Genomic DNA, 26,642 nt, shown 5'->3' with positions numbered 1-26,642 from the left:
ACCGGCCAATCGGGGGTGAGTGGTCGGTGTCGCCGCCGGGTCGCTGCGCGGGCTGGGGTGGGGCCCCTGCGGGGGCGGGGCGGAGTCCCCTACCCACCCTTCCACCGTTCCCTGGGGCTCCGCCCAGACCCCGCTCCTCAAACGCCGGCGAGGCTGGATATGCCGGAGGGGCCGGATGTGGCCGGCGCCCGCCGGAATACGGCCTCGCCGGAGTTCGCGGAGCAGGGGGGCACCGGCGGCGTGTGGCGCGTCAGGTTCGACTGAGGCGCAGGGCGCGGCGGGCCGGGAGGGCCGTGGCTGCCAGGGTCAGGGTGAGGGCGGCCGCCACGAAGGAGCCGTAGACCAGGGGCGGGATGTACGGGGCGCTGCCCGTCATCGCCTTCGTCAGGGGGGTCAGCGTGGCCAGGGCTATCGCCGAGCCCAGGGCGATGCCCGTGCCGCCGACCAGGAGGGCTTCCCAGTAGAGCATCCGCAGGACCTGGCGGCGGGTGGAGCCGATCAGGCGGAGCATGTGGAGTTCGCGCCGGCGGTCCAGGACGGTCATGACCAGGGTGTTGGCGGCGGCGACGGCCGCGAAGCCGCCGAGGACGGCCGCCATGGTGGTGTTGGCCCAGGCGTTGAGCTGCCGGTCCACGCTCTGTTCGGAGGTCCAGGCGGCGGCCGACAGCACCGGGCCGAGGCCTTCCGGGGCCGGGCCGCGGAACAGGAGTTCCGTGGGGCGGCCGGCGGTGGTGCGCCCGGCCAGGTCGGCGGCCGGGAGGGTGACCTCGCCGAGGCCGAGGCCGCGGGTGTAGACGGCCACGATCTCGGGGGTGACGGGGGTCCCGTCGGGCAGCCGCAAGGGGATGCGGTCGCCGGTCCCGGTGTGGGTGGCCTCGGCCAGGGTGCGGTCGATGGCGACCGTGCCGGGGGCCAGCCGGGAGAGGTCCCCCGAACGGACGCCCAGGTCCTGGACCTTGGCGAGGTCCTTCGGGTCCCCGGAGACGCCCTGGGCGGAGGCCGTGTGGAAGGACCGGTCGCCGCCGGAGCCGACGACGGTGAGGACGGAGGTACGGGTGAGGGCGACGGCCCCGGCGGCGACCGCCCGGTCGACGGCCGTGCGGTCCGTGCCGCCGTGCGGGTCGGTGATGACGTGGTCGGCCAGCAGGCCCGCCTCCTGCTGCTGGCGTACGGCCCGGTCCTCGCTGGTGTGGAGGAAGACCAGGGTGGAGGAGAAGGCCATGGCGAGCACGATCGGGGTGATGGCGGAGGCCAGACGGCGGGCGTGGGTACGGGAGTTGGCGGCGGCCAGCCCGGCCGGCGCGCCACCCGCACGCAGTGGGAGCCCGAAGAGGGCGGCGCAGGCCCGGGCGACCAGCGGGCCGAGCAGGGCGACGGCGAGCATGAAGAGCATGACGACGCCGAGGGCCGCGTTGGCGGCGTCCGGGCCGCTGCTGGTGGCGGCCAGGGTCGCGCAGGCGGTTCCGCCGGCCAGGGCGGCGAGGCCGAGCGGGGTACGGATCCACCCGGGCCGCAGCCGCTCCACGGCGGCCGAGGCGAGGGCCAGGCCGGGGCGGATGCGGGCGGGGCGGCGGGAGGCGGCCCAGCCGGCGATCAGTGCGGTGACCAGGGCGAGGCCGACCGCGGTGACGAGGGGGATCCAGGAGACGACGAGGCCGACGTCGGCCGGGACGGCGCCCTTCGCCTTGAGCTGCCCGAACCACCAGGATGCGAGGGCGATGCCGGGTACGCAGCCCAGCGCTCCCGCGACCGGCGCGACGAGCAGGGCTTCGGTGGCGACCGTACGGCGGATCTGGCGCGGGGTGGCTCCGACGGCGCGCAGCAGGGCGAACTCGCGGGAGCGCTGCCCGACGGAGAGGGCGACGGTGCCCGCGGCGGTGAAGACGGCGACGAGCGTCGCGATCCCGCCGAAGGAGCCGCCGAGGCCGGTCAGTACCTCCTGGGCTCCCGCGAGCCGCGCGTCGAGGGCGCGGGCGTCTCCGGTCAGCACCCGGGCGCGGCCTTCGACGGCGGCCCGGGCCCGCTCCGCGTCGGCCCCGAACAGCACGATGGCGTCGAGCGCGTCGGGGTGTCCCGACAGGGCGCGGGCTTCGGTGTCGGCGAACCAGGCTCCGGGCCGGTCCGCGCGGCCCACGACACGGAACTCCCGGGGCCCGGCGGGGCTGTCGAGCGTCACCCGGTCGGGGCCGTCGGCGCCGCCCAGGACGACTTCGCCCGGGCCGGCCGGGGCGCGGCCCGCGCGGAGCTCCGCAGGGCTGAAGGCGGTGGAGCCCCAGCCGGAGGCGTCGAGCGTGCGGCCCGCTGCGTCCCGTACGGGGAACACCACGTCGGGCACCGCCCGCCCCAGCGGGGCCAGCCGCTCCAGCAGGGCGGCGTCCACCCGCGCCCGGTCCGGGAGCGGCGCGGAGACCTCGTAGGCGCCGTCGCCGCGGCCCATCTGCAGGTGGGCCTGCTGATCGGCGGCGACGACGACGGGGGCTTCGGCGTACCGCGTCGGCGGGGTGCTCACGCGGGCACCGGTCTCCAGCAGGATCCCGCAGGCGGAGACGATGGCGACGGCCAGGAACAGGGCGACGAAGGTGCCGGCGAAGGCGGCGGGCCGGAACCGGAGCACGGCGCGGGCCAGGCCGTTGGAACGGGGACGCAGCGATGTCGACATCAGGCGGCTGCTCCTGCGTACTGGGGCGCGGAGGGCTTGGACGGCACGGTCAGCGCCGTCATGCGGGCGGCGATCGCGGTGGCCGGGCTGCGCGGGAGCCGGTCGGCGATGAGGCCGTCGGCGAGGAAGAGCACCTGGTCGGCGTGGGCGGCGGCGGCCGGGTCGTGGGTGACCATGACGACGGTGGCGCCGAGGGTGTCCACGGCGCTGCGGAGCAGGCCGAGGACCTCGGTGGCGGTGGTGGTGTCGAGGGCGCCGGTGGGCTCGTCGGCGAAGACCACGTCGGGGTGGGTGACCAGGGCGCGGGCGATGGCCACGCGCTGCTGCTGGCCGCCGGAGAGTTCGGCGGGGCGGCGGCCGCCCTTGCCCTCCAGGCCGACCCGGGCGAGCAGGTCGGCGGCGCGGGCCTGGGCCTGGGCGGCGGTGCGGCCGCGGGTGCCGGCCAGCCGCATGGGGAGCAGGACGTTCTGCTCGACGGTGAGGGAGGGGAGGAGGTTGAACGCCTGGAAGACGAAGCCGAGGCGGCTGCGGCGCAGTTCGGTGAGCTGGTTCTCGTTCATGCCGGTGATCTCGGTGCCGCCGAGGCGGACGGAGCCCTCGGTGGGGAGGTCGAGCCCGGCGGCGCACTGGAGGAAGGTGGACTTCCCGGAGCCGGAGGGGCCCATCACCGCGGTGAAGCTGCCGCGGGGGAGGGTGAGGTCGATGCCGCGCAGGGCATGTACGGCGGTGGCGCCGCGGCCGTACTGCCGGCGGACCGAGCGCAGCTCGACGGCGGGGGCGGCGGCCGCCTCCGGGTGGGCCGGGTGGGCCTGGTGCCCCGGCTGGCCCAGGTGCCCCGGCTGACCTGCCTGGCCCAGGTGCCCCGGCTGGCCCATGTATCCCGACTGCCCCGGGTAGCCCGGCTGGCCGGCCTCGTGTGTCTGCTGCTCGGCCTGTCGTTTGCTGCGCCGGAGCCCCATGGTGTGCCGCCTTCCGTGCCGGTCGAACACCCGGTGGTGATCGTGTCTCCGACGCTACGGAGCGTGCGGTGGTCGGGACCATGACGGGAGCTGGCGGACCTGTGGTGGGGGTAACCCGACCATCGGTGCGGCCGTCGGACGGGGCCGGCCCTGGCGGGCGGCACCGGCCCGGGCGGATGCCGACGCAGGTATGGCAGCGCCGGCCGCGGCTTCGGGTGGTGCCCTGCGGGGCTGTCCCCTACCCGCCCTTCCACCGTTCCCAGGGCTCCGCCCTGACCCGGTCCTCAAACGCCGGACGGGCTGAAAGCAGGGCCCCGGGCTGCGCCCGGACCCCCTGGGGCTCCGCCCCAGACCCCGCGCCTCAAACGCCGGCGAGGCTGGATTTGGCCGGCGTCAGCCTGCATGTGCGCCCATCGCATCCCTGCATGCGCCCCGCACAACCCGGCATGTGTGCGCCGCACACCTCTGCGGGCTCGGACGGCCCGCAGGGCCATCTCGGCTCCTCCAGCACCCTCAGTCTCTCCGGCACGCCAGCCTCGCCGGCACCCTCAGCCCCTCCGGCGTTTGAGGAGCGGGGGTCCGGGGGCTGGCCCCCGGGAACGGCGCCGCACGAGGGATCGGGTCCGGGCGGAGCCCGGGGAACGGTGGAAGGGCGGGTAGGGGACTTCGCCCCGCAGGGCTAACCCAACCGCACCCGCCCACCGGACCCCGCGCCAGGCGGCAGGGGCGGCAGCCCCGGCCGGCCACCGCCGGGCGGAGTCCGGCGCAGCGCGGCGAAGCCCGCGCAGCGGTGCGAGGAGCGCGTCAAGAAGGAGGGGTGGGCCGCGTTCTAAAAAGGTGCGCGGCGGATCAGGAGGAGGGCTCGGTCGTCGTTGACGTCCTTGGCCACCTTCTCGATCAGGTGCCAGGTCGCGCCCTCCCAGCCCGCGCCGACGTAACGGTCGGCCTCGCCGGTGAGGCGGTCGATGCCCTCGCTGATGTCGCGGTCGGCCGTTTCGACCAGGCCGTCGGTGAAGAGCATCAGGACGTCGCCGGGGCGGAGGTTGCCGCGGGCCGGGGTGAACTCGGCTCCGTCGTAGACGCCGAGGAGCGGGCCCTCGCCGGTCTTCTCCTGCCAGCGGCCGGTGCCGGCGGAGAGCTGGAGGGCGGGCAGGTGGCCGGCGGAGAGCAGTTCGTAGTCGCCGGTCTCCAGGTCCAGGACGAGGTGGATGGAGGTGGCGAAGCCCTCGTCCCAGTCCTGGCGGAGGAGGTAGCCGTTGGCGGCCGGGAGGAAGCCGTGCGGGGGGAGGGCGCCCAGGAGGCCGCCGAAGGCGCCGGAGAGGAGGAGGGCCCGGGAGCCCGCTTCCATGCCCTTGCCGGAGACGTCGGTGAGGACGATCTCCAGGGTGCGGCCGCCGTTGGTGCGGGCGGCGACGACGAAGTCGCCGGAGAAGGACTGCCCGCCGGCCGGGCGCAGGGCCATCTCCCGGTGCCAGCCGCGCGGCAGGGCGGGCAGCTTGCTCTGGACCCGGATGCGTTCGCGCAGGTCGAAGAGCATGGTGCCGCCGCGGCGCCAGGGCACGCCGACGCGGCTGCGGAACTGGGCGATGACCAGGCCGAAGAACCCGCAGGCCGCGACGACGAGGACGGTGCCGGGGGTGACCCGTGCCGGGCCCTGGGTGTAGGGGCCTAGGACGAGGGCCTCGACGATGAGCGCGGCCGCGGAGGCGGCGTAGAGCGCGAGGAGGCTGGCGGGGCGCAGGAGCAGGCCGCCCGCGACGATCGGCAGGACGAGCGCGGCGGGCGAGAACCAGACGGGCAGCATCAGCGTGCCGCAGGCGATGGCCGGAATGGTCAGGAGCAGGCCGCCGAAGGCCAGCCAGTCGGAGGCGTCGCCGCGGAAGTAGTCGACGGCGGATTTGCGCAGCGCGGTGCGCGCCCGGTGCCACATCATGCGGGACCGGGCCAGGAGGGACTCCACGTGTGCTCCGGCCATTGCTTCGGGACCCTATCCATCCTGGCTGTGCGCGCGCAGGGGTACCCCCTGAGATGGGCCCTTCGGCAACCGAAAAGAGATCGACTGGGCCGGATTGCCCTGATAGGGATGGCCGTATGGCTCTTGAGATGCGCGTATTGCAGGCTGATGAGTGGGATGTCTGGTACGACCAGTTGGAACTGGCGTTCGGCGGAGTGCCCGAAACCGCGGAGGAGCGGGAGCTCTACCGGTCGTTGACGGAGACGGAGCGGTCCCTCGGCGTCTGGGACGACGGGACCTGCGTCGGCACGGCCGGGGCCTTCTCCTTCCGGCTCTCCGTGCCGGGCGGGGCGCTCGTCCCGGCGGCCGGGGTCACGATGGTGGGCGTCTCCCCCACCCACCGCAGGCAGGGTGTGCTCAGCTCCCTGATGCGGCGCCAATTGGACGACGTCCGGGCGGGTGGTGAACCGATCGCCGTGCTGACGGCCTCGGATCCGGCGATCTACGGGCGCTTCGGCTACGGCACCGCCGCGTACTCGATGTCCGTGGAGATCGACAAGACCCGCGTACGGCTCTCCGTGCCGCCGGGGACCGACGACCTGCGGCTGCGGCTGGTCGATCCGCGCAAGTCCCTGGCCGACTGCGAGCGGGTCTACGCGGCGCTGCTGGCGGGCCGCCCCGGGATGCCGGCCCGGCAGCCCGGCTGGGAGCTGCAGGCGCTGCTCGACCCGGAGTCGGAGCGCTCCGGGGCCTCCCCGCTGAAGTGCGTGGTCGCGGAGCGGGCGGACGGCGAGGTGGTCGGGTACGCCCGCTACCGGGTCAAGCCCGAGTGGGACCTGACCGGCTCGGACGGCCGGGTGGACGTGGCGGACCTCGACGCGCTCGACCCGGCGGCGTACGCGGCGCTGTGGCGCTACGTGTTCTCCATCGACCTGACCTGGACCGTACGGGCCTTCAAGCGGCCGGCGGACGATGCGCTGCTGCACCTGGTCACCGATGTCCGGCGGACGCAGGTGCGGCTGCGCGACTCGATGCACGTACGGCTCGTGGACCTGCCGGCGGCGCTGGCCGCGCGGTCCTACGGGGCTCCGCTGGACGTGGTGCTGGAGGTCGAGGACGCGTTCTGCCCGTGGAACGCGGGGCGCTGGCGGCTGGCCGTCGGAGCGGACGGGGCCGCGGTCTGTACCCGGACGGAGGCCCCGGCCGACCTGGAGCTGGCGGTACGGGAGCTCGGCGCGGCCTATCTGGGCGGGGTCTCCCTGACGTCACTGGCCTCGGCCGGTCTGGTGCGCGAGGTGCGGCCGGGCGCGCTGGCCCGGGCCTCCCGCGCCTTCACGGGAGACGTGGCCCCCTGGCTCCCGCACGGCTTCTAGCCGGAGCACGGGTTCCAGCCGGAGCACGGGTTCCAGCCGGAGCACGCGGCTAGCGCGCCTGGCAGTCCGGGCACCAGAAGAGGTTGCGGGCGGCGAGATCGGCGGTGCGGATCTCGCCCCCGCAGATGTGGCAGGGCAGGTTCGCCCTCCGGTAGACGTACACCTCGCCGCCGTGGTCGTCCACCCTCGGCGGGCGGCCCATGGCCTCGGGCAGGTGTTCGTCGCGGACGGTGTCGATGCGGTTGTTGCGCACGCCCTCGCGCATGAGGAGGACGAGGTCGGCCCAGATCGCGTCCCACTCGGAGCGGGTGAGGTCCTTGCCCGCGCGGTAGGGGTCGATGCCGTGGCGGAAGAGGACCTCGGCGCGGTAGACGTTGCCGACGCCCGAGACGACCTTCTGGTCCATCAGCAGGGCGGCCACGGTGGTGCGGGAGCGGGAGATCCGGGCCCAGGCGCGGTCGGGGTCGTCCGTGGGGCGCAGCGGGTCCGGGCCGAGCCGGTCGTGTATCGCCTTCTTCTCGCCCTCGCCGATGAGCGCGCACGCGGTGGGGCCGCGCAGGTCGGCGTAGTGGTCCTCGTTCAGCAGCCGGAGCCGGACCGTTTCGGCGGCGGGCGGGGCCGGGGCGGGGCCGAAGCCGAGCTTCCCGAAGAGGCCGAGGTGGATGTGGATCCAGGCGTCGCCGAGTTCGAGGAACAGGTGCTTGCCGTGCGCCTCGGCGGATTCCAGCTCGCGGCCGTCGAGCAGGGCCGCACTCTCGGCGAACCGGCCCTGCGGGCTGCTCACCCGGACCGGCCGGGCGGCGAAGCGCGCGGTGTGGTCCTCGGCGAGGCGGTGGATCGTATGCCCCTCGGGCACGGCGGTACTCCTCGGAAACGACAAGCCGGGACGTGGTCACCCCGGAAAAGAAAAACCGGCCGCGCCGCCCCGAGGGCGCCGCGGCCGGAAGCGGGATCAGCCCTGCGGGTGGTGCGCCGGGATCGGGGGGAGCTCGCCGGTGGTCTCGTACGCCGAGAGCATGTCGATGCGGCGGGTGTGGCGCTCCTCGTCGGAGTACGGCGTCTTCAGGAACGCGTCGATGAAGCTGACGACCTCGTCCTGGGTGTGCATCCGGCCGCCGACGGAGATGACGTTGGCGTTGTTGTGCTCACGGCCGAGCTCGGCGGTCTGGACGCTCCACGCGAGGATGGCGCGGATGCCCTTGACCTTGTTCGCGGCGATCTGCTCGCCGTTGCCGGAGCCGCCGATCACGATGCCGAGGGAGCCGGCGTCCGCAGCGGTCTTCTCCGCGGCGCGGAGGCAGAACGGCGGGTAGTCGTCCACCGCGTCGTAGATGTGGGGCCCGCAGTCGACGGGCTCGTGGCCGTTGTTCTTGAGCCAGTCCACCAGGTGGTTCTTGAGCTCAAAGCCGGCATGGTCGGATCCGAGGTACACGCGCATGGTCCGAGTGTGGCACGAGCCGGGCCGGGGACCCGCCGCGGGGTGTCGCGTAAGTCACTTCTAAAGCTCAAGTAAACCCAAAGAACGCAGATGGGACACCGCGGGGCCAAGGTCCTGGACGTTCGTCCCGACGCAACGATCCGGATTGGGGTCTTCCGCCCTGCGTTCATCTCAGGTTTGAATGCCGGGGCTCGCCACCCGAGAACCTAAGGATCTGTTCATGAGTTCCACGACGACCCTTCAGAAGGAAGGCTCCCCCACCGGTAACCCCGGTGACGGCCAGCCCTCCGACGGCCTGAAGGCCGGTCTCAAGAACCGCCACCTGTCCATGATCGCCATCGGTGGTGTCATCGGCGCCGGACTCTTCGTCGGCTCCGGCGGCGGTATCGCCAAGGCGGGCCCCGCCATCCTGATCTCCTACGCGCTGGTCGGCGCGATGGTCGTCTTCGTCATGCGGATGCTGGGCGAGATGGCCGCCGCCAGCCCGAACTCCGGCTCCTTCTCCGCGTACGCCGACCGGGCGCTCGGCCGCTGGGCCGGTTTCTCCATCGGCTGGCTGTACTGGTTCTTCTGGGTCGTCGTCCTGGCCGTGGAGGCCACCGCCGGCGCCGTCATCCTCGAAAGCTGGGTCCCGGCCGTCCCGCAGTGGGCCTGGGCGCTGATCGTGATGGCCGTGCTGACGGTCACCAACCTCGGCTCGGTCGCCTCGTACGGCGAGTTCGAGTTCTGGTTCGCCGGCATCAAGGTGGTCGCCATCGGCGGCTTCGTGATCGTGGGCATGCTGGCCGTCTTCGGCGTGCTGCCGGGCTCGGACAACCCGGGTGCGGGCTTCGCCCACCTCACCGACACGGGCGGCTTCATGCCGAACGGCTGGGGCTCGGTCCTCACCGGTGTGCTGATGGTCGTCTTCTCCTTCATGGGCAGCGAGATCGTCACGCTGGCCGCCGGCGAGTCCGAGGACCCGCGGCGCGCGGTCACCAAGGCCACCAACTCGGTGATCTGGCGCATCGGCGTCTTCTACTTGGGCTCGATCTTCATCGTGCTGACCCTGCTGCCGTGGAACGACAAGTCGATCGTGGAGAAGGGCTCGTACGTCGCCGCCCTGGACTCGATCGGCATCGCGCACGCCGGCCAGATCATGAACGTGATCGTCCTGACGGCCGTGCTGTCCTGCCTGAACTCGGGCCTGTACACCGCCTCCCGCATGGCCTTCTCGCTGGGCGAGCGCGGTGACGCCCCGAAGTCCTTCGCCAAGGTGAACAAGCGCGGCGTGCCGATGGCCGCGATCCTCGGCTCGGTCGTGTTCGGCTTCGTCGCCGTCTACTTCAACTACGCCTTCAAGGACACGGTCTTCAGCTTCCTGCTGAACGCCTCGGGCGCGATCGCGCTGTTCGTGTGGCTGGTGATCTGCCTGACCCAGCTGCGGATGCGCGGGATCCTCATGCGCGAGGCCCCGGAGAAGGTGACGGTGAAGATGTGGTTCTTCCCGTACCTGACCTGGGCCACCGCCGCGATGATCACCTTCGTCCTCGGCTACATGGTCTACGACAAGGACAACCGCGAGACCGTCCTGCTGTCCCTGCTGGTCGCGGCCGTGGTGATCGCGATCGGCGTGGCGCGCCAGCTCCGCCGCAAGGCCGCCCTGAAGGCCTCCGCGTAACCGCTCCGGACATGACGGCAGCCCCGGACCGCACTGCGCGGTCCGGGGCTGCCGTGTGAAGCGTGTGAACCGTCAGAAACTCAGCGCGTACGAGCGCTCACGCGCGGCCGAGCAGCTTCCAGGCGGCCGGCAGCAGGCCCATCGCCAGCGCGGCCTTGAGCGCGTCGCCGATCAGGAACGGGGTCAGGCCGCCCGCGACGGCCGCACCGAAGGACATCCCGGTGGACAGCGCGAGGTAGGGGACGCCGACGGCGTAGATGATCGCGGAGCCCAGCACCATCGTGCCTGCCGTACGCAGCACCGAGCGGTCGGCACCGCGCCGCGCGAGGGCGCCCACGACGGTGGCGGCGAGCAGCATGCCGAGGACGTACCCGAAGGTCGCGCCGCCCGCACCGGAGGCGCCGCCCGCGAACCACGGCACGCCGGCCATGCCGACCAGGGTGTAGAGGGCCAACGAGAGGAAGCCCCGGCCGGCGCCCAGCGCGGTGCCCACGAGCAGCGCGGCGAAGGTCTGCCCGGTGATCGGGGCGGCCAGGCCGTCGACGTGGACGGCGATCTGCGCAGCCAGACCGGTGAGCGCGGCTCCGCCGGCCACGAGCGCGATGTCGCGGACGCGGCTCGCGGGCAGCAGGTCGGCGAGGACGGCGCCGGGCCGGAAGGAGACGGAAGCAGTGCTCATCGGGGACTCCGCAGGGGGTGGGGTCGGCAGGGACGATCACCGACGTTAGTGCCGGGTCCGGGGCCGCAGCAGGGTGGCCCGGGACAAAGCCGTACTCCCCGGTTTGGTGGGGAGTACACAAAGACCCCGTCCAGCGCCCCAGTTGGAGTGATCCGCATCACGGGCGATGACGGCTGACACGTCCGTTTTGCACGGATGGGCGCTCTCCGGAGAGACTGTAGGGTCCCTCCAACTGTCGCGGAGCCCCCACCGCCGCCAGGCCATTAGAGAGTACGAGCACCCCTCATGCGCGACCTCCCGTCCGCCCCTCCCGGCACCACGGACGAGCTCCCACCGGAGCCCCTGAGCCACAGCCTCAAACAGCGCCACCTGACCATGCTGGGCCTCGGCGGCGTGATCGGCGCCGGGCTGTTCGTCGGCTCCGGCGCCGGCATCACCATCGCCGGTCCCGCGATCATCTGCTCGTACCTGCTCGCGGGCATCCTGGCGATGCTGGTGATGCGTGCGCTCGGCGAGATGTCGGCGGCGATGCCCGCCTCCGGATCCTTCTCCGTCTATGCGGAGAAGGCGCTCGGCCGCTGGGCCGGTTTCTCGGCCGGCTGGCTGTACTGGTTCCTGCTGGTCGTGGTGCTGGCCGTGGAGGCCACCGCCGCGGCGAAGATCGCGAACGGCTGGCTGCCCTCGGTGGACCAGTGGGTCTGGGTGCTCCTCTTCATGGTGGTCTTCACCGTGAGCAACCTGGCCGCCGTGCGGAACTTCGGCGAGTTCGAGTTCTGGTTCGCGGCCCTCAAGGTCGGCGCGATCGTGCTGTTCCTGATCCTGGGCACGCTGGCCATTCTCGGCCTGCTCCCCGACACGGACCCGGTCGGCATGGCCAACCTGACCGGCCAGGGCGGCTTCTTCCCGAACGGCGCGAGCGGCGTGGTCGCCGGCATGCTGGCCGTCGTCTTCGCCTTCGGCGGCCTGGAGGTCGTCACCATCGCGGCCGCCGAGTCGGACGACCCGGCCCGGTCCGTGTCCCGCGCCGTGCGCAGCGCCGTCTGGCGCATCCTCTTCTTCTACGTCGGCTCGATGCTGGTCATCGTGACCCTGCTGCCGTGGAACTCGCTGACGCCGGGCCAGAGCCCGTACGTGGCCGTCCTCGACTCGATCGGCATCGCGCACGCCGGCCAGATCATGGACGTCGTGATCTTCGTGGCCCTGCTGTCGGCGCTCAACGCGAACCTGTACGGGTCCTCCCGCATGGTGTTCTCGCTGGCGGAGCGGGGCGAGGCGCCGAAGTCCCTGCTGAAGGTGTCGGACGGCGGGGTGCCGCGCCGGGCGGTCTTCGCGTCGGTGGCCTTCGGGTTCGTCTCGGTGGTGCTGAACCTGCTGTGGCCGGACACGATCTTCCTCTACATGCTCAACGCGGTCGGCGCGGTGCTGCTCTTCGTGTGGGCGCTGATCGCGGTCTCGCAGCTCAAACTGCGCCGGAAGATCGAGCGGGATATGCCGGAGCGGCTGACGCTGCCGATGTGGCTGTTCCCGTACGCGACGTGGGCGGCGCTGATCGGGATGGCCACGGTGCTGGTCCTGATGCTGTTCGACGATTCGGCGCGGCCGCAGCTGCTGTGGTCCACGGGGGCCGCGGCCGCGGTGCTGGTGGTGGCGTGGATCCGGGAGCTCCGCGCCGCGAAGGCCTGACCACCGGCCGGTCCCCCGCGAAGGCCCCCGCGCACACCGCGCGGGGGCCTTCGCGCGTCAGGTGCGCGAGTCATCGGGCGCCAGCGGCATCAGGTGCGCAGGTACGAGGCCCCGTTGACGTCGAGGACGGCGCCCGAGCTCCAGCGCGCCGCGGGCGAGGCCAGGTGGAGCACGGCGGCGGCGATCTCCTGCGGGGTTCCCACCCGGCCGAAGGGGCTCTGCGCCCGGATGCGCTCGCCTTCCTCCCCCTCCAGCCGGCCGGCGACCCGCTCGGTGGCGACGAAACCGGGTGCGACGGCGGCCACCGCGATGCCGTGCGGGGCGAGGGAGACGGCGAGGGACTGGCCCAGCGCGTGCAGCGCGGCCTTGGTGGCGCCGTAGGCGGGGTGGTCGGGCTCGCCCCGGAAGGCACCGCGCGAGCCGATGTTGACGATGCGTCCCTCGCGGCCGCCGTCGATCATGTGGCGGGCCGCGCAGTAGGCCAGGTTGGCGGCGCCGAACAGGTTGACCGCGGCAGTGTGCTGCCAGGCGGCCTGCCAGTCGGCGTACGAGGTGGTGGGCAGCGGATGCGCGACCATCACGGCGGCATTGTTCACGAGGACGTCGATCCCGCCGAGCGCCTTCTCGGCCTCGGCGGCGAGGGCTTCCACGCGCGCCGGGTCGGCGAGGTCGCCGGCGACGAGGACGTGCCCCTCGCCCGGCAGCTCCGCGAGGGTCCGCTCGGCGTCGGGCCCGCGGACCGTGCAGTGCACCGCGACCCGGTCGCCCTGTTCGGCGAACGCCGTGGCGATCGCCCGTCCGATGCCCCGCGAGGCTCCGGTGACGAGCACGCCCCGGCCCGTCGCGGCCAATTCCCTTGTGCCGTGGTCCATTCGGCCCTCCGTCGTGCGCTCCGGTCCGATGCGCCAGCGTACGGGGATGATCACACCCGGTCATCCGCCTGTCCGGATAACGGACACATGAGGTCCGGGGATCGGACACGGGTGAGACTGGGGCACTCCCTCCCGTCCCACCGCACACCGGACAGGCACCTCCCCATGAGCCAGAGCACCCTGACCCCGCCCGAGCAAGAGGCCGCGAACCGGCCCGAAGCCGGATCGCCCCTCGGCAACGGACTCAAGCAGCGCCACCTCTCGATGATCGCCCTCGGCGGGGTCATCGGTGCGGGCCTCTTCGTCGGGTCCGGCGCGGGCATCGCGGCGGCCGGGCCATCGATCGTGCTCGCGTACGCCGCTTCCGGGCTGCTCGTCATGTTCGTGATGCGGATGCTCGGCGAGATGTCCGCCGCGAACCCCGCCTCCGGCTCCTTCTCGGTGCACGCGGAGCGGGCCATCGGGCCGTGGGCCGGTTTCACCGCAGGCTGGATGTTCTGGACCCTGCTGTGCGTGGGCGTGGCCATCGAGGCCATCGGGGCGGCGCACATCATGACGGGCTGGTTCCCGGGCACCCCCTCGTGGATGTGGGTGCTGGTCTTCATGGCGATGTTCTGCGGCTCCAACCTGGCCGCCGTCTCGAACTTCGGCGAGTTCGAGTTCTGGTTCGCCGCCCTGAAGATCGGCGCGATCGCCCTCTTCCTGGGCCTGGGCGTGCTGGCCGTCCTGGGCGTGCTGCCCGGCACCGGCTCCCCCGGCACCGCCAACCTGCTGCACGACGGCGGCTTCCTGCCCAACGGCGTGGACGGGCTGCTGGTCGGCCTGCTCGCCTCCGTGGTCGCGTACGGCGGGCTGGAGACGGTGACCATCGCGGCCGCCGAGTCCGACAACCCGGTCCGGGGCGTCGCCAAGGCGGTGAAGACCACCATGTGGCGGATCGCGATCGTCTACGTCGGCTCGATGCTGGTCATCGTCACGCTGCTGCCGTGGAACGACCCGAAGGTCACCACCGAGGGCCCGTACGCGGCCACCCTGGACCACCTGGGCATCCCGCACGCCGGCCAGGTCATGAACGTGGTCATCCTGATCGCCCTGCTGTCCGCGATGAACGCGAACATCTACGGCTCCTCCCGCATGGCCTACTCCCTGGTCTCCCGCGGCCAGGGCCCCAAGGCGCTGGGCAAGCTCTCCGGCCGGGTGCCGCGCCGGGCGGTGCTGGCCTCCTCCGGCTTCGGCTTCGTCACCGTGCTGCTGTCGTACTGGTACCCGGACACCCTCTTCGCCTGGCTGCTGAACATGGTCGGCGGCGTCATCCTCGTCGTCTGGGGCTTCATCGCCGTCTCGCAGTTCGTGCTGCGGCGGCGCACGGAGCGCGAGGCCCCCGAGAAGCTGGTCGTGAAGATGTGGGGCTTCCCCTATCTGACGTGGGTCGCGCTGGCCGGACTGGCCGGGGTCCTGGTCCTGATGGCCATGGGCGACGACACCCGGATCCAGCTCGTCTTCACCGGCGGCCTGACCGTGGCGCTGGCCGCCACCGGCTACGTCATCCAGCGCCGGGCGGCGGCGCGCGAAGCCGAGTAGCACCCCGCCCGACGGCGGCTCCGGAAGCCGGGCCCATGCGATCGCATGGGCCCGGCTTCCGGCGTTCCGGGGGTCACCACAAGTGAGGTGACCCTTATGAGAGTCATGGAATAGATACTGCTAGCGTGCAGTTGCGCATTGATTGCAATAAGCAGTTGGCACGCCGAGGGGACCGGATAACACGCATGGCCATCTACACGCTTCCTGAGCTTCCTTACGACTACGCGGCTCTCGAGCCGGTGATCAACCCGCAGATCATCGAGCTGCACCACGACAAGCACCACGCGGCCTACGTCACGGGCGCCAACAACACGCTGGAGCAGCTGGAGGAGGCGCGCGACAAGGAGAACTGGGGCGCGCTGAACGGCCTGGAGAAGAACCTCGCGTTCCACCTCTCCGGGCACATCCTGCACAGCATCTACTGGCACAACATGGCCAGCCCGAAGACCGGCGAGGGCGGCGGCGAGCCCACCGCGGCCGACGGCCTGGGCGACCTGACCGACGCGATCACCGAGTCCTTCGGCTCCTTCGCGAAGTTCAAGAAGCAGCTGACCTTCGCGGCCTCCGCGACCCAGGGCTCCGGCTGGGGCGTGCTGGCGTACGAGCCGGTCAGCGGCCGGCTCCTCGTCGAGCAGGTCTACGACCACCAGGGCAACGTGGGCATCGCGAGCACCCCGGTCCTGGTCTTCGACGCCTGGGAGCACGCCTTCTACCTTCAGTACAAGAACCAGAAGGTGGACTTCATCGAGGCGATGTGGAACGTCGTCAACTGGCAGGACGTGGCCAAGCGCTACGCCGACGCCAAGGCGAACACCCCGCTGCTGATCCCCTCCAAGGGCTGATCAGCGCCACCAAGCCGTCCGCCTCGTGATCGTCTTCTCAACCTTCACGTGCGGGCGTGTCCACCAGAAGGCCCCCGCGAGGACGTGACTCGCGGGGGTCTTCTGCGCTGTCGACGAGGCCGTCCACCTCGCCGACCACCGTGAACTCCCGTGCCAGCCCGGTCTCGTGGAGCCGCGCGAACGGGGTGAAGGGGACGCCGAACTCCGACTCCCCCCGGTCGAAGTTCCAGCTCTTGTGCACCTGGAAGCGGTAGTCGCTCACCACGGAGCCGTCCTCGTGGACCCGTACCGTGCCGCTGATCCGGTACTGGGCCCCGCGCAGCGCCAGCCACCAGTCCGCGCTGCCCCCCTCGCGGGCGCGCCGGGTGATCAGCACCCCGCGCCAGCCGCTGTCCGCCGCGTACGCGCCGGGCTCGCCGAGCGCCCGTGCGGCCTCCCGCCACTCGGCCAGGCGCCGGTCCACGTCCACCCGTACGGCGGGCACGGCGAGCAGCGCCCGCGCGTCGACCCGGTACGGGCGGCCCGTGCCCCGGAGGTAGTGGCGCAGGGTGCCGGCGGCCTGCCGGACCCCGAGGGCCGTCCACAGCGGGGGCACCGCGACGCAAGCTGCCCGCAGCACCCGGTCTCGGGGGCGTGCGGGCAGGCTGGCGTGCGCGGCGTTGTCGTTCGGTATCGCGGGCTCCGCCCGGCCGCCGCTGCGGCCGAGCGGTTCCTCGCGCGTACTCTCGTCCGTCGGGCTGCTCCCCATACGGGGACGTTAAGGGAGGAAGCAGACGCCCGCCTCCCGAGAGGGGCTAGTCGAAGATCGGGCCCTGCGTACGGGTGCGCTTGATCTCGTAGAAGCCGGGGGTGGAGGCGACCAGCAGGGTGCCGTCCCAGAGGCGGGCCGCGGCCTCGCCGCGCGGGGCGGGGGTGACGACCGGGCCGAAGAAGGCGACCTCTTCGCCGTCGGCGCCGGGCACGGAGATGACCGGGGTGCCGACCTCCTGGCCGACGCGGTTGATGCCGTCGTTGTGGGAGTCGCGCAGGACCTCGTCGTACTCGTCGGAGTCCGCGTAGTGGAGGAGCTCGGCGGGCAGGCCCACCTCGGCCAGGGCCTCGGCGATCGCCTCGCGGGTCGGGCCCGTGCCCTCGTTGTGGAAGCGGGTGCCGAGTGCGGTGTAGAGCTTGCCGGTGACCTCGTCGCCGAACTTCTGCTGGGCGGCGACGACCACGCGCACGGGGGCCCAGCCCTTGGGGCCGAGCAGCTCGCGGTAGCGCTCGGGCAGTTCGTCGAGCTTGTTCTCGTTCAGGACCGCGAGGCTCATCACGTGCCAGCGGACCTCCACGTCACGGACCTTCTCGACCTCCAGCATCCAGCGGGACGTCATCCAGGCCCAGGGGCAGAGCGGGTCGAACCAGAAGTCGACAGCGGTCTTCTCGCGCACCTGGGTATCAGCCATGTCTCTCCTCAGATCGGAACGTTCCTCCCTGCCCAACCGCTCCGACCGCACACGCATTCCCCCGTGGGAGGATTCGGTCAGGTATCGCGATCACGCACGAAGGAGTGCACGTGCCCGGAGAGAATCTGTCCCGTGACGAGGCCCGCGAGCGGGCCGAGCTGCTGTCCGTCGACGGGTACGAGGTGGTCCTCGACTTGAGGTCCGCGGTGGACGAGGCCGAACCGGCCGACGGACCCCGGACCTTCCGCTCGGTGACCACCGTCCGCTTCCGCGCCGCCGCCCCGGGAGCATCGAGCTTCGCGGACCTCATCGCGCCCTCGGTGAACAGCGTGACCCTCAACGGGCGCGAGCTGGACCCGGCCGTCGTCTTCGACGGCGCGCGGATCGCCCTGGACGGGCTGGCCTCCGAGAACGTGCTCGTGGTCGACGCCGACTGCGCGTACAGCCGGACCGGCGAGGGCATGCACCGCTTCGTGGACCCGGAGGACGGCGAGGTCTACCTCTACACCCAGTACGAGCCGGCCGACGCCCGGCGGGTGTACGCGAACTTCGAGCAGCCCGACCTCAAGGCCCCGTACCGCTTCGAGGTGACCGCGCCCGAGGGCTGGCAGGTCTGGAGCAACGGCGTCGAGGAGTCCCGCGAGGGGCAGACCCGGCGCTTCGCCGAGACCGCGCCGATCTCCACGTACATCACGTGCGTGGTGGCGGGGCCGTACCACTACGTCACGGACTCCTACACGCGCGGGGACCTGACGATCCCGCTCGGCGCGATCTGCCGCAAGGGGCTGGCCAAGCACTTCGACGCGGACGAGGTGTTCCTCGTCACGAAGCAGGGCTTCGACCTCTTCCACGAGATCTTCGACTACCCGTACCCCTTCGGGAAGTACGACCAGGCCTTCGTGCCCGAGTACAACCTGGGCGCGATGGAGAACCCGGGGATGGTGACCTTCCGCGAGGAGTACATCTTCCGCGGGAAGGTCACGCAGGCCTCGTACGAGCGGCGCGCGAACACGATCCTGCACGAGATGGCGCACATGTGGTTCGGCGACCTCGTCACCATGAAGTGGTGGGACGACCTGTGGCTGAAGGAGTCCTTCGCGGACTTCATGGGCTCCTTCGCGCTGGTCGAGGCCACCCGCTTCGACCAGGCCTGGGTCACCTTCGCCAACAGCCGCAAGGCGTGGGCCTACCGGGCCGACCAGCTGCCGTCCACGCACCCGATCACGGCCGACATCCGTGACCTGGAGGACGCGAAGCTGAACTTCGACGGCATCACGTACGCCAAGGGCGCGGCGGTGCTCAAGCAGCTCGTGGCCTACGTCGGCCGGGACGCCTTCCTGGAGGGCGCGCGGCGCTACTTCAAGGCGAACGCCTACGGGAACACCACCCTGGACGACCTGCTGTCGGTGCTCGGGGAGGTCTCCGGGCGGGACATGGCCGAGTGGTCGCGGGCCTGGCTGCAGACGGCCGGCGTGAACGCGCTGACCCCGGTGGTGACCTGCGACGCGGGCGGCCGGGTGACCGAGCTGGCGGTGGTCCAGGACGGCGACGAGCTGAGGCCCCACCGGGTCGCGGTGGGCCTGTACCGGCTGGACCCGGACGGCGCGCTGGTCCGCTACGCGCGGGCCGAGGCGGACGTCGCGGGGGTCCGGACGGTCGTCGGCGAGCTGACCGGGCAGGAGAAGCCCGCGCTGGTGCTCGTCAACGACGAGGACCTGACGTACTGCAAGATCCGCTTCGACGAGGCCTCGCTGGCCACGCTGCGCTCGCACCTGGGCTCGGTGACGGACCCGCTGAGCCGCGCGCTGTGCTGGTCGGCGCTGTGGAACCTGACGCGCGACGGGCTGATGCCGGCGCGGGACTTCGTCTCGCTCGTCCTGGCCCACTCGGGCCGGGAGACGGACGTCGGCGTCCTGCAGATGCTGCACGCGCAGGCGCTGACCGCGGTCACCCGCTACGCGGCGCCCGACTGGCGCGAGCAGGGCGGCAAGGTGCTGGCGGCGTGCGCGCTGCAGGAACTGCGGTTCGCGGAGCCGGGGTCGGAGCACCAGCTCACCTGGGCCCGCTTCTTCGCGGCGGGCGCGGCGACCGAGGGCGACTTCCAGCTGCTGCTGGGGCTGCTGGAAGGATCGGCGCGGATCGACGGGCTGGAGGTGGACCAGGAGCTGCGCTGGGACTTCCTGCTGCCGCTGGCCGCGCACGGCGCGATCGGCGAGGAGGTCCTCGCGGCCGAACTGGCGCGGGACGACACGGCGTCGGGCAAGCGGCACCAGGTCCGGTGCCTGGCGGCGCGGCCGTCGGCGGCGGTCAAGGACCAGGCGTGGGCCGCGGTGGTGGAGTCGGACTCGCTGTCGAACGCGCTGGTCGAGGCGACGATCGCGGGGATGCAGCAGTCTTCGCAGCGGGGGCTGTTGGCGCCGTACACGGAGCCCTACTTCGCCGTGATCGAGCGGATCTGGGCCGACCGGTCGATCCAGATCGGCATGGACGTGGTGCGGGGGCTGTACCCGTCCCTCCAGGACTCCCAGGCGACGCTGGACGCGACTGACGCGTGGCTGGCGGCGCACGAGTCGGCCGCGCCGGCGCTGCGACGCCTCGTCCTGGAGTCCCGCGACGACCTGGCCCGTGCGCTGCGCGCGCAGGCCTGTGACGTGGCGGCGGGCTAGCCCTGCGGGGCTGTCCCCTACCCGCCCTTCCGCCGTTCCCTGGGGCTCCGCCCCAGACCCCGCGCCTCAAACGCCGGCGGGGCTGGAAAATCCAGCCTCGCCGGCCTCCGAGCGGCGCATGCCATCGGCAGTCGAACGTCCGTACTTTAGCCCCGTCTTGTCCCGATTTGCCGACGGATGTGTAACAGGGGTTAGCGAGGCCATGGCCTGAGGGAATCTCAGCGTCATGAACCACAACGCACCCCTCCCCCTCGCCCACCTCACCGACAACCGCCCCCGCGTGCTGTCGCTGGCCCAGCTCCGCGAGCACGGGGTCACCGCCTCCGACGCCGCCGAGCGGTCCTGGCAGCAGATCCTGCCGGGGGTGTTCCTGCTCCATTCCGGGCCCGCGACGAGCGAGGAGCGGCTGCACGCGGCGCTCCTGTACGCCGGGCGGCGCGGGGACGAGGTCATGATCACCGGGCTGGCCGCCCTCGCCCTGTACCGGTTCTCCTCCGCCCCCGCCCTGCTCGGCCTCCCCCAGATCGACGTGCTCGTCCCGAACACCCGCCGGCTGCGTTCCGCCGGACAGGTCCGCATCGTCCGGACGCACACCCCGCCCCGGCCCATGGAGGTCACCGGGCTGCCCGTCGCCCCCGTCGCCCGCGCCGTCGCCGACGCCGTCGCCCACCTCTCCGACGCCGGTACGGTGCGCCGTCTGCTCAGCGAAGCCGTCCGCGGCGGGCACTGCGAACCGGCCGCCGTGGTGCGGGAGCTGACGGTGGCCCGGCTGCTGAACCGCCCGCACGTGGTGGACGCCGTCGAATCGCTGCTCGCCGAGGGCCGGGCCATCGCCGAGGACCGGCTGTACCAGCTCGTACGGGGCTTCGAACTCCCCGAGCCCGTCTGGAACGTGGACCTGCGGCTGCCCGGCGGCCCGCACCTGGGCGGGGTCGACGCGTACTGGCCGGAGCAGGCGGTGGCCATCGAGATCGACACCCGGGCCCCGCGCCAGGGCGAGGACGAGGCGTGGACGGAGTCCGTCCGCAAGCGGGAGACCCTGGAGCGGTGCGGGGTGACCGTCCTGCACATCACCCCGCGCAAGCTCCGCGACTGGCCCGAGCAGCAGGCCGCGGTCGTACGGACCGCCCTGACGGCGTCCGCCGACCGCGAGCCCGCCGCCTACCTCGTCGTCCTGCCCAGGTGACGGCCCTACAGCGCAGGATTGGCCGGCGAGTACTCCGGGGCGCTCCACACCAGCCGCCCCGGGTGCACGCTCTCCACCACGGACTCGATCCGGAAGCGCACCCGCCGGTCCCCGCCCGCCCCGAACTCGGGCTCGGCCCGCCCGCTGAGCTGGAGCAGCGCCCCGCTCTCCCAGTCCGGGAACAGCAGCCCGGCCCGCGGGTCCGCCAGCAGGTTCCCCAGCGTCAGGAACATCGCGTTGCCCGCGTAGTCCGGCCAGGCCAGTTCGGTCGGGGACAGCACCTCGACGAAGCCCGGCATTCCGCCCCGGTGGCTCGCGTCGGCCCCGTCCGCCCCCGCGGAGGTGGCGACGAAGAAGGTGTCGGCGGCGCGGACGGCCCGTTCCTGGTCGGGGGTGAGCGCGTCCCCGCGCCGCACGACACCGGCTCCTTCGGCGACGAGCTGGACAGGCTGCCGCTTCTGGAGGTACTTGGGGCAGTTGGCGAAGACCCGTTCCGCCGACAGCGCGAACCCGCCGGGGGTCACCTCCAGGGTTCCGCCCAGCCGCATCCGGCGCCGGGTGCGCGGGTCGAGGGAGATGGTCCCGACCCGGGTGCCGGCGGTGGCCAGCGCCTCGGCGAGCGGATCGCCCTCGGGGATGCCTCCCTTGACCGCGATCCGGTCCGGCCCGGTGGCCCGTACGAACCCGGGGGCGCCGGTCAGCAGTGAGGCCCAGAGCAGACCTCCCGGATCGGCCGCGCCGACGACCAGGTGCGGCTGCAGCCCCAGGAAGGCCGCCGCCACGTCCTTGATGTGCGGGGTGATGGACTGGCCGACGTGCACGGCGTGCTCGCGGACACCGACCCGCTCCTGGATGGCCAGCGAGCCCCAGTGGTACCCGGACATTAGAAGAACCCGCAGGTCGGGGCCCCAGCGGTGGGAGCCTCGGCGCCTTCGGCGCCGCTCGGCACGGAGATCTCCAGACGGGTCCCGTCGGGGTCGTGGAAGAAGATCCCGCCGGAGGCCGCCCCTTCGCCGTGGGCGACGACCCCCTCGTAGGCGAAATCGACGCCCAGACCGCGCAGCCGCTCCTCGTACGCCCTGACCTCTTCGATCGCGTCCGCGGACAGCGCGAGGTGGTGCAGTCCGGCCGCGCCGGGTGCGTAGGCCCCCTCGGCCTGCTGCCACAAGGTGAGCACGAGCTCGCCGTCCTGGCCGAGGAAGGCGAAGCGCCGGTCCTCCTCCTTGCCCTCGCCGAGCAGCTCGAAGCCGAGCCCGTCCCGGTAGAAGACGAGCGACCGGTCGAGATCCGTGACGTTCAGGCCCACGTGGCCGGTGCGCAGCTTGCTGATGACGGTCGTCACAACGGTTCCTTCCCCAGAACTACTCAATCTCTAACCTTCTAAACCGAGATTAAGGGTTAGGCGATCGAGAGTCAACCGCTCACGTACTCTTGAGGGGTTAGTGCCACGAGGAGGCGGACATGACGGCGGCGGACGAGACGACGGCGGAGAAGGCGACGGACCCACGGCCCCTGACCGGGGAACCGGTGGCCCTGGACCTGCTGAACACCCGGTGGGTCCAGGAGGGCGAGCGCGTCGACCTCTTCGCCGGGGCCTTCGGACTCACCCGCGTCGAAGGGCTCGCGATCTGGCTGGAGAGCGCCGGCCTGGCCGGCCGCTTCCGCGCCGACGCCGCGACCCTGGTCCACCTGCTCACCGCCCGCGAGGCACTGGCCCGCGCGGTCGCGGACCCGGCCGACGAGAGCGCCCGCACCCTGGTCGACGCCGTCCTGGAGCACGGCCGGATCCGGGCGACCCTGACCGCCGAAGGGCCGGGCGAGCGGACGGAGTTCGACGACCCGACCTGGGGTCCGGCCTGGACGGCCGCCCGCGACTACCTGGAGCTGCTGGGCTCCGACCCCGGCCGGATCCGCAAGTGCGCCTCCGAGACCTGCGTGCTGCACTTCCACGACATCTCGCGCAACGGCACCCGGCGCTGGTGCTCGATGTCGGCCTGCGGAAACCGGGCGAAAGCATCCCGCCATTACGCGCGCACGCGCGAGCGCTGAACGCGCCGAAGTTGTCACACCCGATCTGAGACCGGGCGCCGCCCGAGCCCTGACGCACGGTCGGGAAGTCTACAAATCCATGTTCCACCCCGAAGGTTCGCACCGGTTCATTCCGGTACGGGCCTTCTGGCGTATGCCCCGAGCTGGCGGGAGTCCGCCACGGCAGGTATCGGTCCGTGACAACTCTCCCCAAAGAGCTGTCACTTACGCGAGGCTGACCGGTCATCCGGCACCGAAATCCGGACCGTACCTTTCACTTAGCCAGGGATGCTGATGACCCTCGACTCCCCCAGCTCCATATCCGGGGCCCGACGCGCCGCGCGCGTCGCGGCCGCGGCCGGCCTGGTGGCCGCCCTCGCGGCCACCGGCGCCATGCCCGTCTTCGCGGCTACCGGCTCGAATACCCCCGCGCCCAACCCTGCGGTGAAGTCCGCCGACGAGAAGCTCGGCTCTGCCGACGCCGAACTGCTGCAGGAAGCCAAGACCAAGGGCGAGAAGACCGTCACGGTCATGGTCGCGACGGCCCCCGGCGAGACCCAGCAGGTGGCCAAGCAGCTCGACGACGTCCAGGGCGCCTCGGTGGGCCAGACGTACGACAAGCTCGGCTACGTGCGCGCCACCCTGCCGATCGACAAGGCGGAGGCCGCGCTGAAGGCGGCCGCCAAGCTGTCCTCCGTGCACGGCATCGACCTGCGGCACGAGATCCAGCTGCCGGACCCCCGTCCGGACGCGGACCGCGAGACGGGGACGGTGAAGCGGACCGCCGCCGAGACCTACCCCGGGCCGGGCAAGAACACCCCGGCGAAGAACCCGTACAACCCGTCCTTCGAGACCGGTGCACTGGACTTCCTCAAGAAGAACCCGACGGCCGACGGCCGCGGCGTGACCATCGGCATCATGGACTCGGGCGTCGACCTCGGCCACCCGGCGCTCCAGAAGACCACCACCGGCGAGCGCAAGATCGTCGACTGGGTCACCGCGACCGACCCGATCACCGACGGCGACGCCACCTGGCGTGCCCAGATCACCCCGGTCGCCGGCGGCACCTTCACCGCGGGCGGCGGCAGCTGGAAGGCCCCCGAGGGCTCGTTCCAGTGGAGCCGTTTCACCGAGTCGATCACCGCCAACGGCGACATGAAGGGCGACGTCAACCGGGACGGGGACACCACCGACCGGTTCGGCCTGCTCTACGACCCGGTCGCCGGGACCGTCCGCGTCGACACCGACCAGGACAACGACTTCACGAACAACGAGCCGATGAAGCCGTACAAGGACGGCTACCAGATCGGCTACTTCGGCACGGACAACCCGGCGACCGAGGTCGCCGAGCGCATCCCGTTCGTGATCGAGATCCGCAAGGACGTCCCGATGGACCCGCTGGGCGGTGACTGGGTCGGCAAGAAGGCCGACTTCGTCAACGTCGGCATCATCGAGTCCGAGCACGGCACGCACGTCGCGGGCATCACCGCCGCCAACGGCCTGTTCGGCGGGGCGATGAACGGCGAGGCGCCCGGCGCCAAGCTCGTCTCCTCGCGCGCCTGCTCCTGGTCCGGCGGCTGCACCAACATCGCGCTGACCGAGGGCATGATCGACCTCGTCGTCAACCGCGGCGTGGACATCGTCAACATGTCGATCGGCGGCCTGCCGGCCCTGAACGACGGCAACAACGCGCGCTCCGAGCTCTACAAGAACCTCATCGACACCTACGGTGTCCAGCTCGTCATCTCGGCGGGCAACGAGGGCCCCGGCATCAACACCATCGGCGACCCCGGTCTCGCGGACAAGGTCATCTCCGTGGGTGCGGCGGTCTCCAAGGAGACCTGGGCGGCCAACTACGGCTCCGGCGTGACCAAGAAGTACAACATGTTCCCCTTCTCCTCCCGCGGTCCGCGCGAGGACGGCGGCTTCACGCCGACGATCACCGCCCCCGGCGCGTCGATCAACACCATCCAGACCTGGCTGCCCGGCGCACCGGTGAAGGAGGCCGGCTACACCCTGCCGGCCGGTTACGGCATGCTCCAGGGCACCTCGATGTCCTCGCCGCAGGCGGCGGGCGCCAGCGCCCTGCTGATCTCGGCCGCCAAGCAGCAGAAGATCGCCCTCACCCCGGCGAACCTGCGCATCGCGCTCACCAGCAGCGCGAAGAAGATCGATGACGTCCCGGCGCACGCCCAGGGCGCGGGCCTGATCAACATCCCCGGCGCGTGGGAGTCCATCCAGCGCGGCGCGAAGGCCAACGACTTCACCGTCAAGGCCCCGGTCGACACCGCGATCGACCAGTTCCTGAAGACCCCGGGCTTCGGCACCGGCGTCTACGACCGCGAGGGCGGCCTGAAGGTCGGCCAGAAGAAGGTCTACGACGTCGTCGTCACCCGCACCACGGGCGTCAAGTACGGCACCTTCCACCAGCTCAGCTGGCGGAACAACGACGGCACGTTCAAGATCCTCGGCGGCTACGACTACGTCACCCTGCCGCTGAACAAGCCGGTCACCATCAAGGTCGAGGCCAAGGCCAAGACGGCCGGCGTCCACAGCGGCATCCTGCAGCTCGACGACCCCTTCACCGAGGGCATCGACAAGCAGATCCTCTCCACGGTCGTCGTCTCGACCCCGCTGGCGAAGCCCTCGTACAGCTACTCGGACACCTCCTCCGTGCAGCGCAACAGCCACAAGTCGTACTTCGTGACCGTCCCGGCAGGCGCGAAGACCCTCGAGGTCGCCCTCGGCGGACTCGCGGCGGGCAGCCAGACGCGCTTCATCTCGATCCACCCGTACGGTGTGGGCGTCGAGGACAGCGCGACGACCCAGTGCTACCCGAACTACGACAACCCGGCCAACCAGTGCCGCCCCGACCTGCGTTCGTACCCGAACCCGCAGCCGGGCGTCTGGGAGATCGAGGTCGAGTCGCGCCGTACGTCGCCGCTGCTCGACAACCCGTTCAAGCTGGACGTCTCCGTGCTCGGCGCGGCCTTCGACCCCGCGGTCAAGGTCCTGCCCGAGGTCAAGCAGGGCACCCCGGCGCCGGTCCAGTGGACCGTCAAGAACGACGGGGCCGCCATCTCCGGCGGAAAGCTCCAGGGTGGTCCGCTCGGCTCCGCGAAGGTCGCCAAGCCGACCATCGCCGCCGGTGAGACCCACACCACCGAGGTCACGATCGGCGAGGGCGTCTCCCGCCTCGACATCGCGATCGGCAAGGTGTCCGACACCGCCGCCGACCTCGACCTGGACGTGTACAAGGACGGCGTCAAGGTCGGCTCCTCCGCCGACGGCGACTCCGAGGAGGCCGTGAGCCTCGTCAACCCGGCCGCGGGCACCTACACCATCGAGGTGTTCGGCTACGCGATCCCGTCCGGCTCCACCACGTACGACTACCGCGACGTCTACTACTCGGCCGCCCTGGGCACCGTCCAGGTCGACGAGGCCGCCGCGGTCAACCTCGCCAACGGCGCCTCGGCGACCGTCTCCGCGAACGTGCTGGTCAACAGCGCCGCTCCGGAAGGCCGCCAGTTCTTCGGCGAGGTCAAGCTGCTCAACGCCCGCGGCACCGCCGCCGGCACCGGCAGCGTGCAGATCGAGAAGGTCCTGCCGTAACCCGGTAG

20 protein-coding genes are annotated in these 26,642 nt (G+C 72.0%); 9 read left to right on the top strand and 11 right to left on the bottom strand.

Annotated elements, in window-relative coordinates; genetic code table 11:
* Positions 1 to 250: 250 nt before the first annotated feature.
* The 3 genes from OG898_RS18335 to OG898_RS18325 all read right to left on the bottom strand — a co-directional run bounded on the left by OG898_RS18335 (position 251) and on the right by OG898_RS18325 (position 5,593).
* Positions 251 to 2,659 carry an FtsX-like permease family protein gene (locus OG898_RS18335; RefSeq protein ID WP_266958057.1) on the bottom strand — a complete coding sequence of 803 codons (2,409 nt, stop codon included), beginning with the start codon at positions 2,657 to 2,659 and terminating at the stop codon, positions 251 to 253.
* A complete protein-coding gene (locus tag OG898_RS18330; RefSeq protein WP_266958055.1) occupies positions 2,659 to 3,618 on the bottom strand; it encodes an ABC transporter ATP-binding protein in 960 nt (319 codons plus the stop codon). Before OG898_RS18330 ends, OG898_RS18335 begins: the two co-directional genes overlap by 1 nt.
* An 829-nt stretch (positions 3,619 to 4,447) precedes the next feature.
* The gene (locus OG898_RS18325; protein WP_250739488.1) at positions 4,448 to 5,593 is read right to left on the bottom strand and encodes a PP2C family protein-serine/threonine phosphatase; all 1,146 of its coding nucleotides are present in this window, start codon (positions 5,591 to 5,593) and stop codon (positions 4,448 to 4,450) included.
* Positions 5,594 to 5,709: 116 nt separating this feature from the next.
* Here OG898_RS18325 and OG898_RS18320 point away from each other — a divergent pair, with 116 nt between their 5' ends.
* Positions 5,710 to 6,945 carry a GNAT family N-acetyltransferase gene (locus tag OG898_RS18320; protein ID WP_250739489.1) on the top strand — a complete coding sequence of 412 codons (1,236 nt, stop codon included), beginning with the start codon at positions 5,710 to 5,712 and terminating at the stop codon, positions 6,943 to 6,945.
* Between the two features lie 49 nt (positions 6,946 to 6,994).
* Here the strand turns inward: OG898_RS18320 and OG898_RS18315 are convergent, their stop codons facing one another.
* Entirely contained in the window at positions 6,995 to 7,801 is an 807-nt protein-coding gene (locus OG898_RS18315) for an Fpg/Nei family DNA glycosylase (protein ID WP_266958053.1), read from the bottom strand.
* 96 nt (positions 7,802 to 7,897) lie between these two features.
* Positions 7,898 to 8,383 carry a ribose-5-phosphate isomerase gene (locus OG898_RS18310; RefSeq protein WP_250739491.1) on the bottom strand — a complete coding sequence of 162 codons (486 nt, stop codon included), beginning with the start codon at positions 8,381 to 8,383 and terminating at the stop codon, positions 7,898 to 7,900.
* A gap of 220 nt (positions 8,384 to 8,603) precedes the next feature.
* On the opposite strand from OG898_RS18310, the gene OG898_RS18305 reads away from it, so the two are divergent.
* Complete coding sequence (locus tag OG898_RS18305; protein ID WP_250739492.1) at positions 8,604 to 10,043, top strand: amino acid permease; 1,440 nt, start codon at positions 8,604 to 8,606, stop codon at positions 10,041 to 10,043.
* Between the two features lie 97 nt (positions 10,044 to 10,140).
* Here OG898_RS18305 and OG898_RS18300 read toward each other — a convergent pair whose 3' ends face one another.
* Entirely contained in the window at positions 10,141 to 10,722 is a 582-nt protein-coding gene (locus OG898_RS18300) for a biotin transporter BioY (RefSeq protein ID WP_266958052.1), read from the bottom strand.
* A gap of 285 nt (positions 10,723 to 11,007) precedes the next feature.
* On the opposite strand from OG898_RS18300, the gene OG898_RS18295 reads away from it, so the two are divergent.
* The gene (locus tag OG898_RS18295) at positions 11,008 to 12,405 is read left to right on the top strand and encodes an amino acid permease (RefSeq protein WP_250739494.1); all 1,398 of its coding nucleotides are present in this window, start codon (positions 11,008 to 11,010) and stop codon (positions 12,403 to 12,405) included.
* Positions 12,406 to 12,494: 89 nt separating this feature from the next.
* Here the strand turns inward: OG898_RS18295 and OG898_RS18290 are convergent, their stop codons facing one another.
* Positions 12,495 to 13,277: an SDR family NAD(P)-dependent oxidoreductase gene (locus OG898_RS18290; protein ID WP_266958049.1), complete on the bottom strand. Its 783-nt coding sequence runs from the start codon at positions 13,275 to 13,277 to the stop codon at positions 12,495 to 12,497.
* A gap of 165 nt (positions 13,278 to 13,442) precedes the next feature.
* Here OG898_RS18290 and OG898_RS18285 point away from each other — a divergent pair, with 165 nt between their 5' ends.
* Both OG898_RS18285 and OG898_RS18280 read left to right on the top strand, forming a co-directional pair.
* A complete protein-coding gene (locus tag OG898_RS18285) occupies positions 13,443 to 14,858 on the top strand; it encodes an amino acid permease (protein WP_266958047.1) in 1,416 nt (471 codons plus the stop codon).
* 185 nt (positions 14,859 to 15,043) lie between these two features.
* Positions 15,044 to 15,700 (top strand): superoxide dismutase, encoded by a 657-nt coding sequence (locus tag OG898_RS18280; protein WP_250739497.1) that lies wholly within the window; start codon positions 15,044 to 15,046, stop codon positions 15,698 to 15,700.
* A 37-nt stretch (positions 15,701 to 15,737) separates the two neighbouring features.
* Here the strand turns inward: OG898_RS18280 and OG898_RS18275 are convergent, their stop codons facing one another.
* Positions 15,738 to 16,448: a hypothetical protein gene (locus OG898_RS18275; protein WP_266958044.1), complete on the bottom strand. Its 711-nt coding sequence runs from the start codon at positions 16,446 to 16,448 to the stop codon at positions 15,738 to 15,740.
* A gap of 46 nt (positions 16,449 to 16,494) precedes the next feature.
* Positions 16,495 to 17,142, bottom strand: a complete 648-nt coding sequence (locus OG898_RS18270; RefSeq protein ID WP_250739499.1) for a DsbA family protein — start codon at positions 17,140 to 17,142, stop codon at positions 16,495 to 16,497.
* 110 nt (positions 17,143 to 17,252) lie between these two features.
* Between OG898_RS18270 and pepN the strand changes: the two genes are divergently transcribed.
* Together pepN and OG898_RS18260 are read left to right on the top strand one after the other, a co-directional pair.
* A complete protein-coding gene (gene pepN, locus OG898_RS18265; RefSeq protein WP_266958041.1) occupies positions 17,253 to 19,808 on the top strand; it encodes an aminopeptidase N in 2,556 nt (851 codons plus the stop codon).
* 226 nt (positions 19,809 to 20,034) lie between these two features.
* Complete coding sequence (locus tag OG898_RS18260; protein WP_250739501.1) at positions 20,035 to 20,994, top strand: hypothetical protein; 960 nt, start codon at positions 20,035 to 20,037, stop codon at positions 20,992 to 20,994.
* 5 nt (positions 20,995 to 20,999) lie between these two features.
* On the opposite strand, the gene OG898_RS18255 is transcribed toward OG898_RS18260, so the two are convergent.
* On the bottom strand, positions 21,000 to 21,878 hold the full coding sequence (locus tag OG898_RS18255; protein ID WP_250739502.1) for a pyridoxamine 5'-phosphate oxidase family protein: 879 nt from the start codon (positions 21,876 to 21,878) through the stop codon (positions 21,000 to 21,002).
* Entirely contained in the window at positions 21,878 to 22,336 is a 459-nt protein-coding gene (locus tag OG898_RS18250) for a VOC family protein (RefSeq protein ID WP_250739503.1), read from the bottom strand. The genes OG898_RS18255 and OG898_RS18250 overlap by 1 nt, the downstream gene beginning before the upstream one ends.
* Before the next feature lie 119 nt (positions 22,337 to 22,455).
* Between OG898_RS18250 and OG898_RS18245 the strand changes: the two genes are divergently transcribed.
* The gene (locus OG898_RS18245) at positions 22,456 to 23,043 is read left to right on the top strand and encodes a CGNR zinc finger domain-containing protein (protein WP_266958038.1); all 588 of its coding nucleotides are present in this window, start codon (positions 22,456 to 22,458) and stop codon (positions 23,041 to 23,043) included.
* A gap of 273 nt (positions 23,044 to 23,316) precedes the next feature.
* Complete coding sequence (locus OG898_RS18240; RefSeq protein WP_266958036.1) at positions 23,317 to 26,634, top strand: S8 family serine peptidase; 3,318 nt, start codon at positions 23,317 to 23,319, stop codon at positions 26,632 to 26,634.
* The last annotated feature ends 8 nt before the right edge of the window (positions 26,635 to 26,642 follow it).

The organism is Streptomyces sp. NBC_00193, assembly GCF_026342735.1.
GTDB lineage: Bacteria > Actinomycetota > Actinomycetes > Streptomycetales > Streptomycetaceae > Streptomyces > Streptomyces stoeckheimensis.
The sequence above is the reverse complement of the archived record's forward strand: the minus strand, read 5'-3'. Positions and strand labels throughout refer to the sequence as shown.

Coding starts and splice junctions, on each gene's coding strand:
- OG898_RS18335 (WP_266958057.1), bottom strand. CDS start 2,659: ATGTCGACATCGCTGCGTCCCCGTTCCAACGGCCTGGCCCGCGCCGTG.
- OG898_RS18330 (WP_266958055.1), bottom strand. CDS start 3,618: ATGGGGCTCCGGCGCAGCAAACGACAGGCCGAGCAGCAGACACACGAG.
- OG898_RS18325 (WP_250739488.1), bottom strand. CDS start 5,593: ATGGCCGGAGCACACGTGGAGTCCCTCCTGGCCCGGTCCCGCATGATG.
- OG898_RS18320 (WP_250739489.1), top strand. CDS start 5,710: ATGGCTCTTGAGATGCGCGTATTGCAGGCTGATGAGTGGGATGTCTGG.
- OG898_RS18310 (WP_250739491.1), bottom strand. CDS start 8,383: ATGCGCGTGTACCTCGGATCCGACCATGCCGGCTTTGAGCTCAAGAAC.
- OG898_RS18305 (WP_250739492.1), top strand. CDS start 8,604: ATGAGTTCCACGACGACCCTTCAGAAGGAAGGCTCCCCCACCGGTAAC.
- OG898_RS18300 (WP_266958052.1), bottom strand. CDS start 10,722: ATGAGCACTGCTTCCGTCTCCTTCCGGCCCGGCGCCGTCCTCGCCGAC.
- OG898_RS18295 (WP_250739494.1), top strand. CDS start 11,008: ATGCGCGACCTCCCGTCCGCCCCTCCCGGCACCACGGACGAGCTCCCA.
- OG898_RS18290 (WP_266958049.1), bottom strand. CDS start 13,277: ATGGACCACGGCACAAGGGAATTGGCCGCGACGGGCCGGGGCGTGCTC.
- OG898_RS18285 (WP_266958047.1), top strand. CDS start 13,443: ATGAGCCAGAGCACCCTGACCCCGCCCGAGCAAGAGGCCGCGAACCGG.
- OG898_RS18280 (WP_250739497.1), top strand. CDS start 15,044: ATGGCCATCTACACGCTTCCTGAGCTTCCTTACGACTACGCGGCTCTC.
- OG898_RS18275 (WP_266958044.1), bottom strand. CDS start 16,448: ATGGGGAGCAGCCCGACGGACGAGAGTACGCGCGAGGAACCGCTCGGC.
- OG898_RS18270 (WP_250739499.1), bottom strand. CDS start 17,142: ATGGCTGATACCCAGGTGCGCGAGAAGACCGCTGTCGACTTCTGGTTC.
- OG898_RS18260 (WP_250739501.1), top strand. CDS start 20,035: ATGAACCACAACGCACCCCTCCCCCTCGCCCACCTCACCGACAACCGC.
- OG898_RS18255 (WP_250739502.1), bottom strand. CDS start 21,878: ATGTCCGGGTACCACTGGGGCTCGCTGGCCATCCAGGAGCGGGTCGGT.
- OG898_RS18245 (WP_266958038.1), top strand. CDS start 22,456: ATGACGGCGGCGGACGAGACGACGGCGGAGAAGGCGACGGACCCACGG.
- OG898_RS18240 (WP_266958036.1), top strand. CDS start 23,317: ATGACCCTCGACTCCCCCAGCTCCATATCCGGGGCCCGACGCGCCGCG.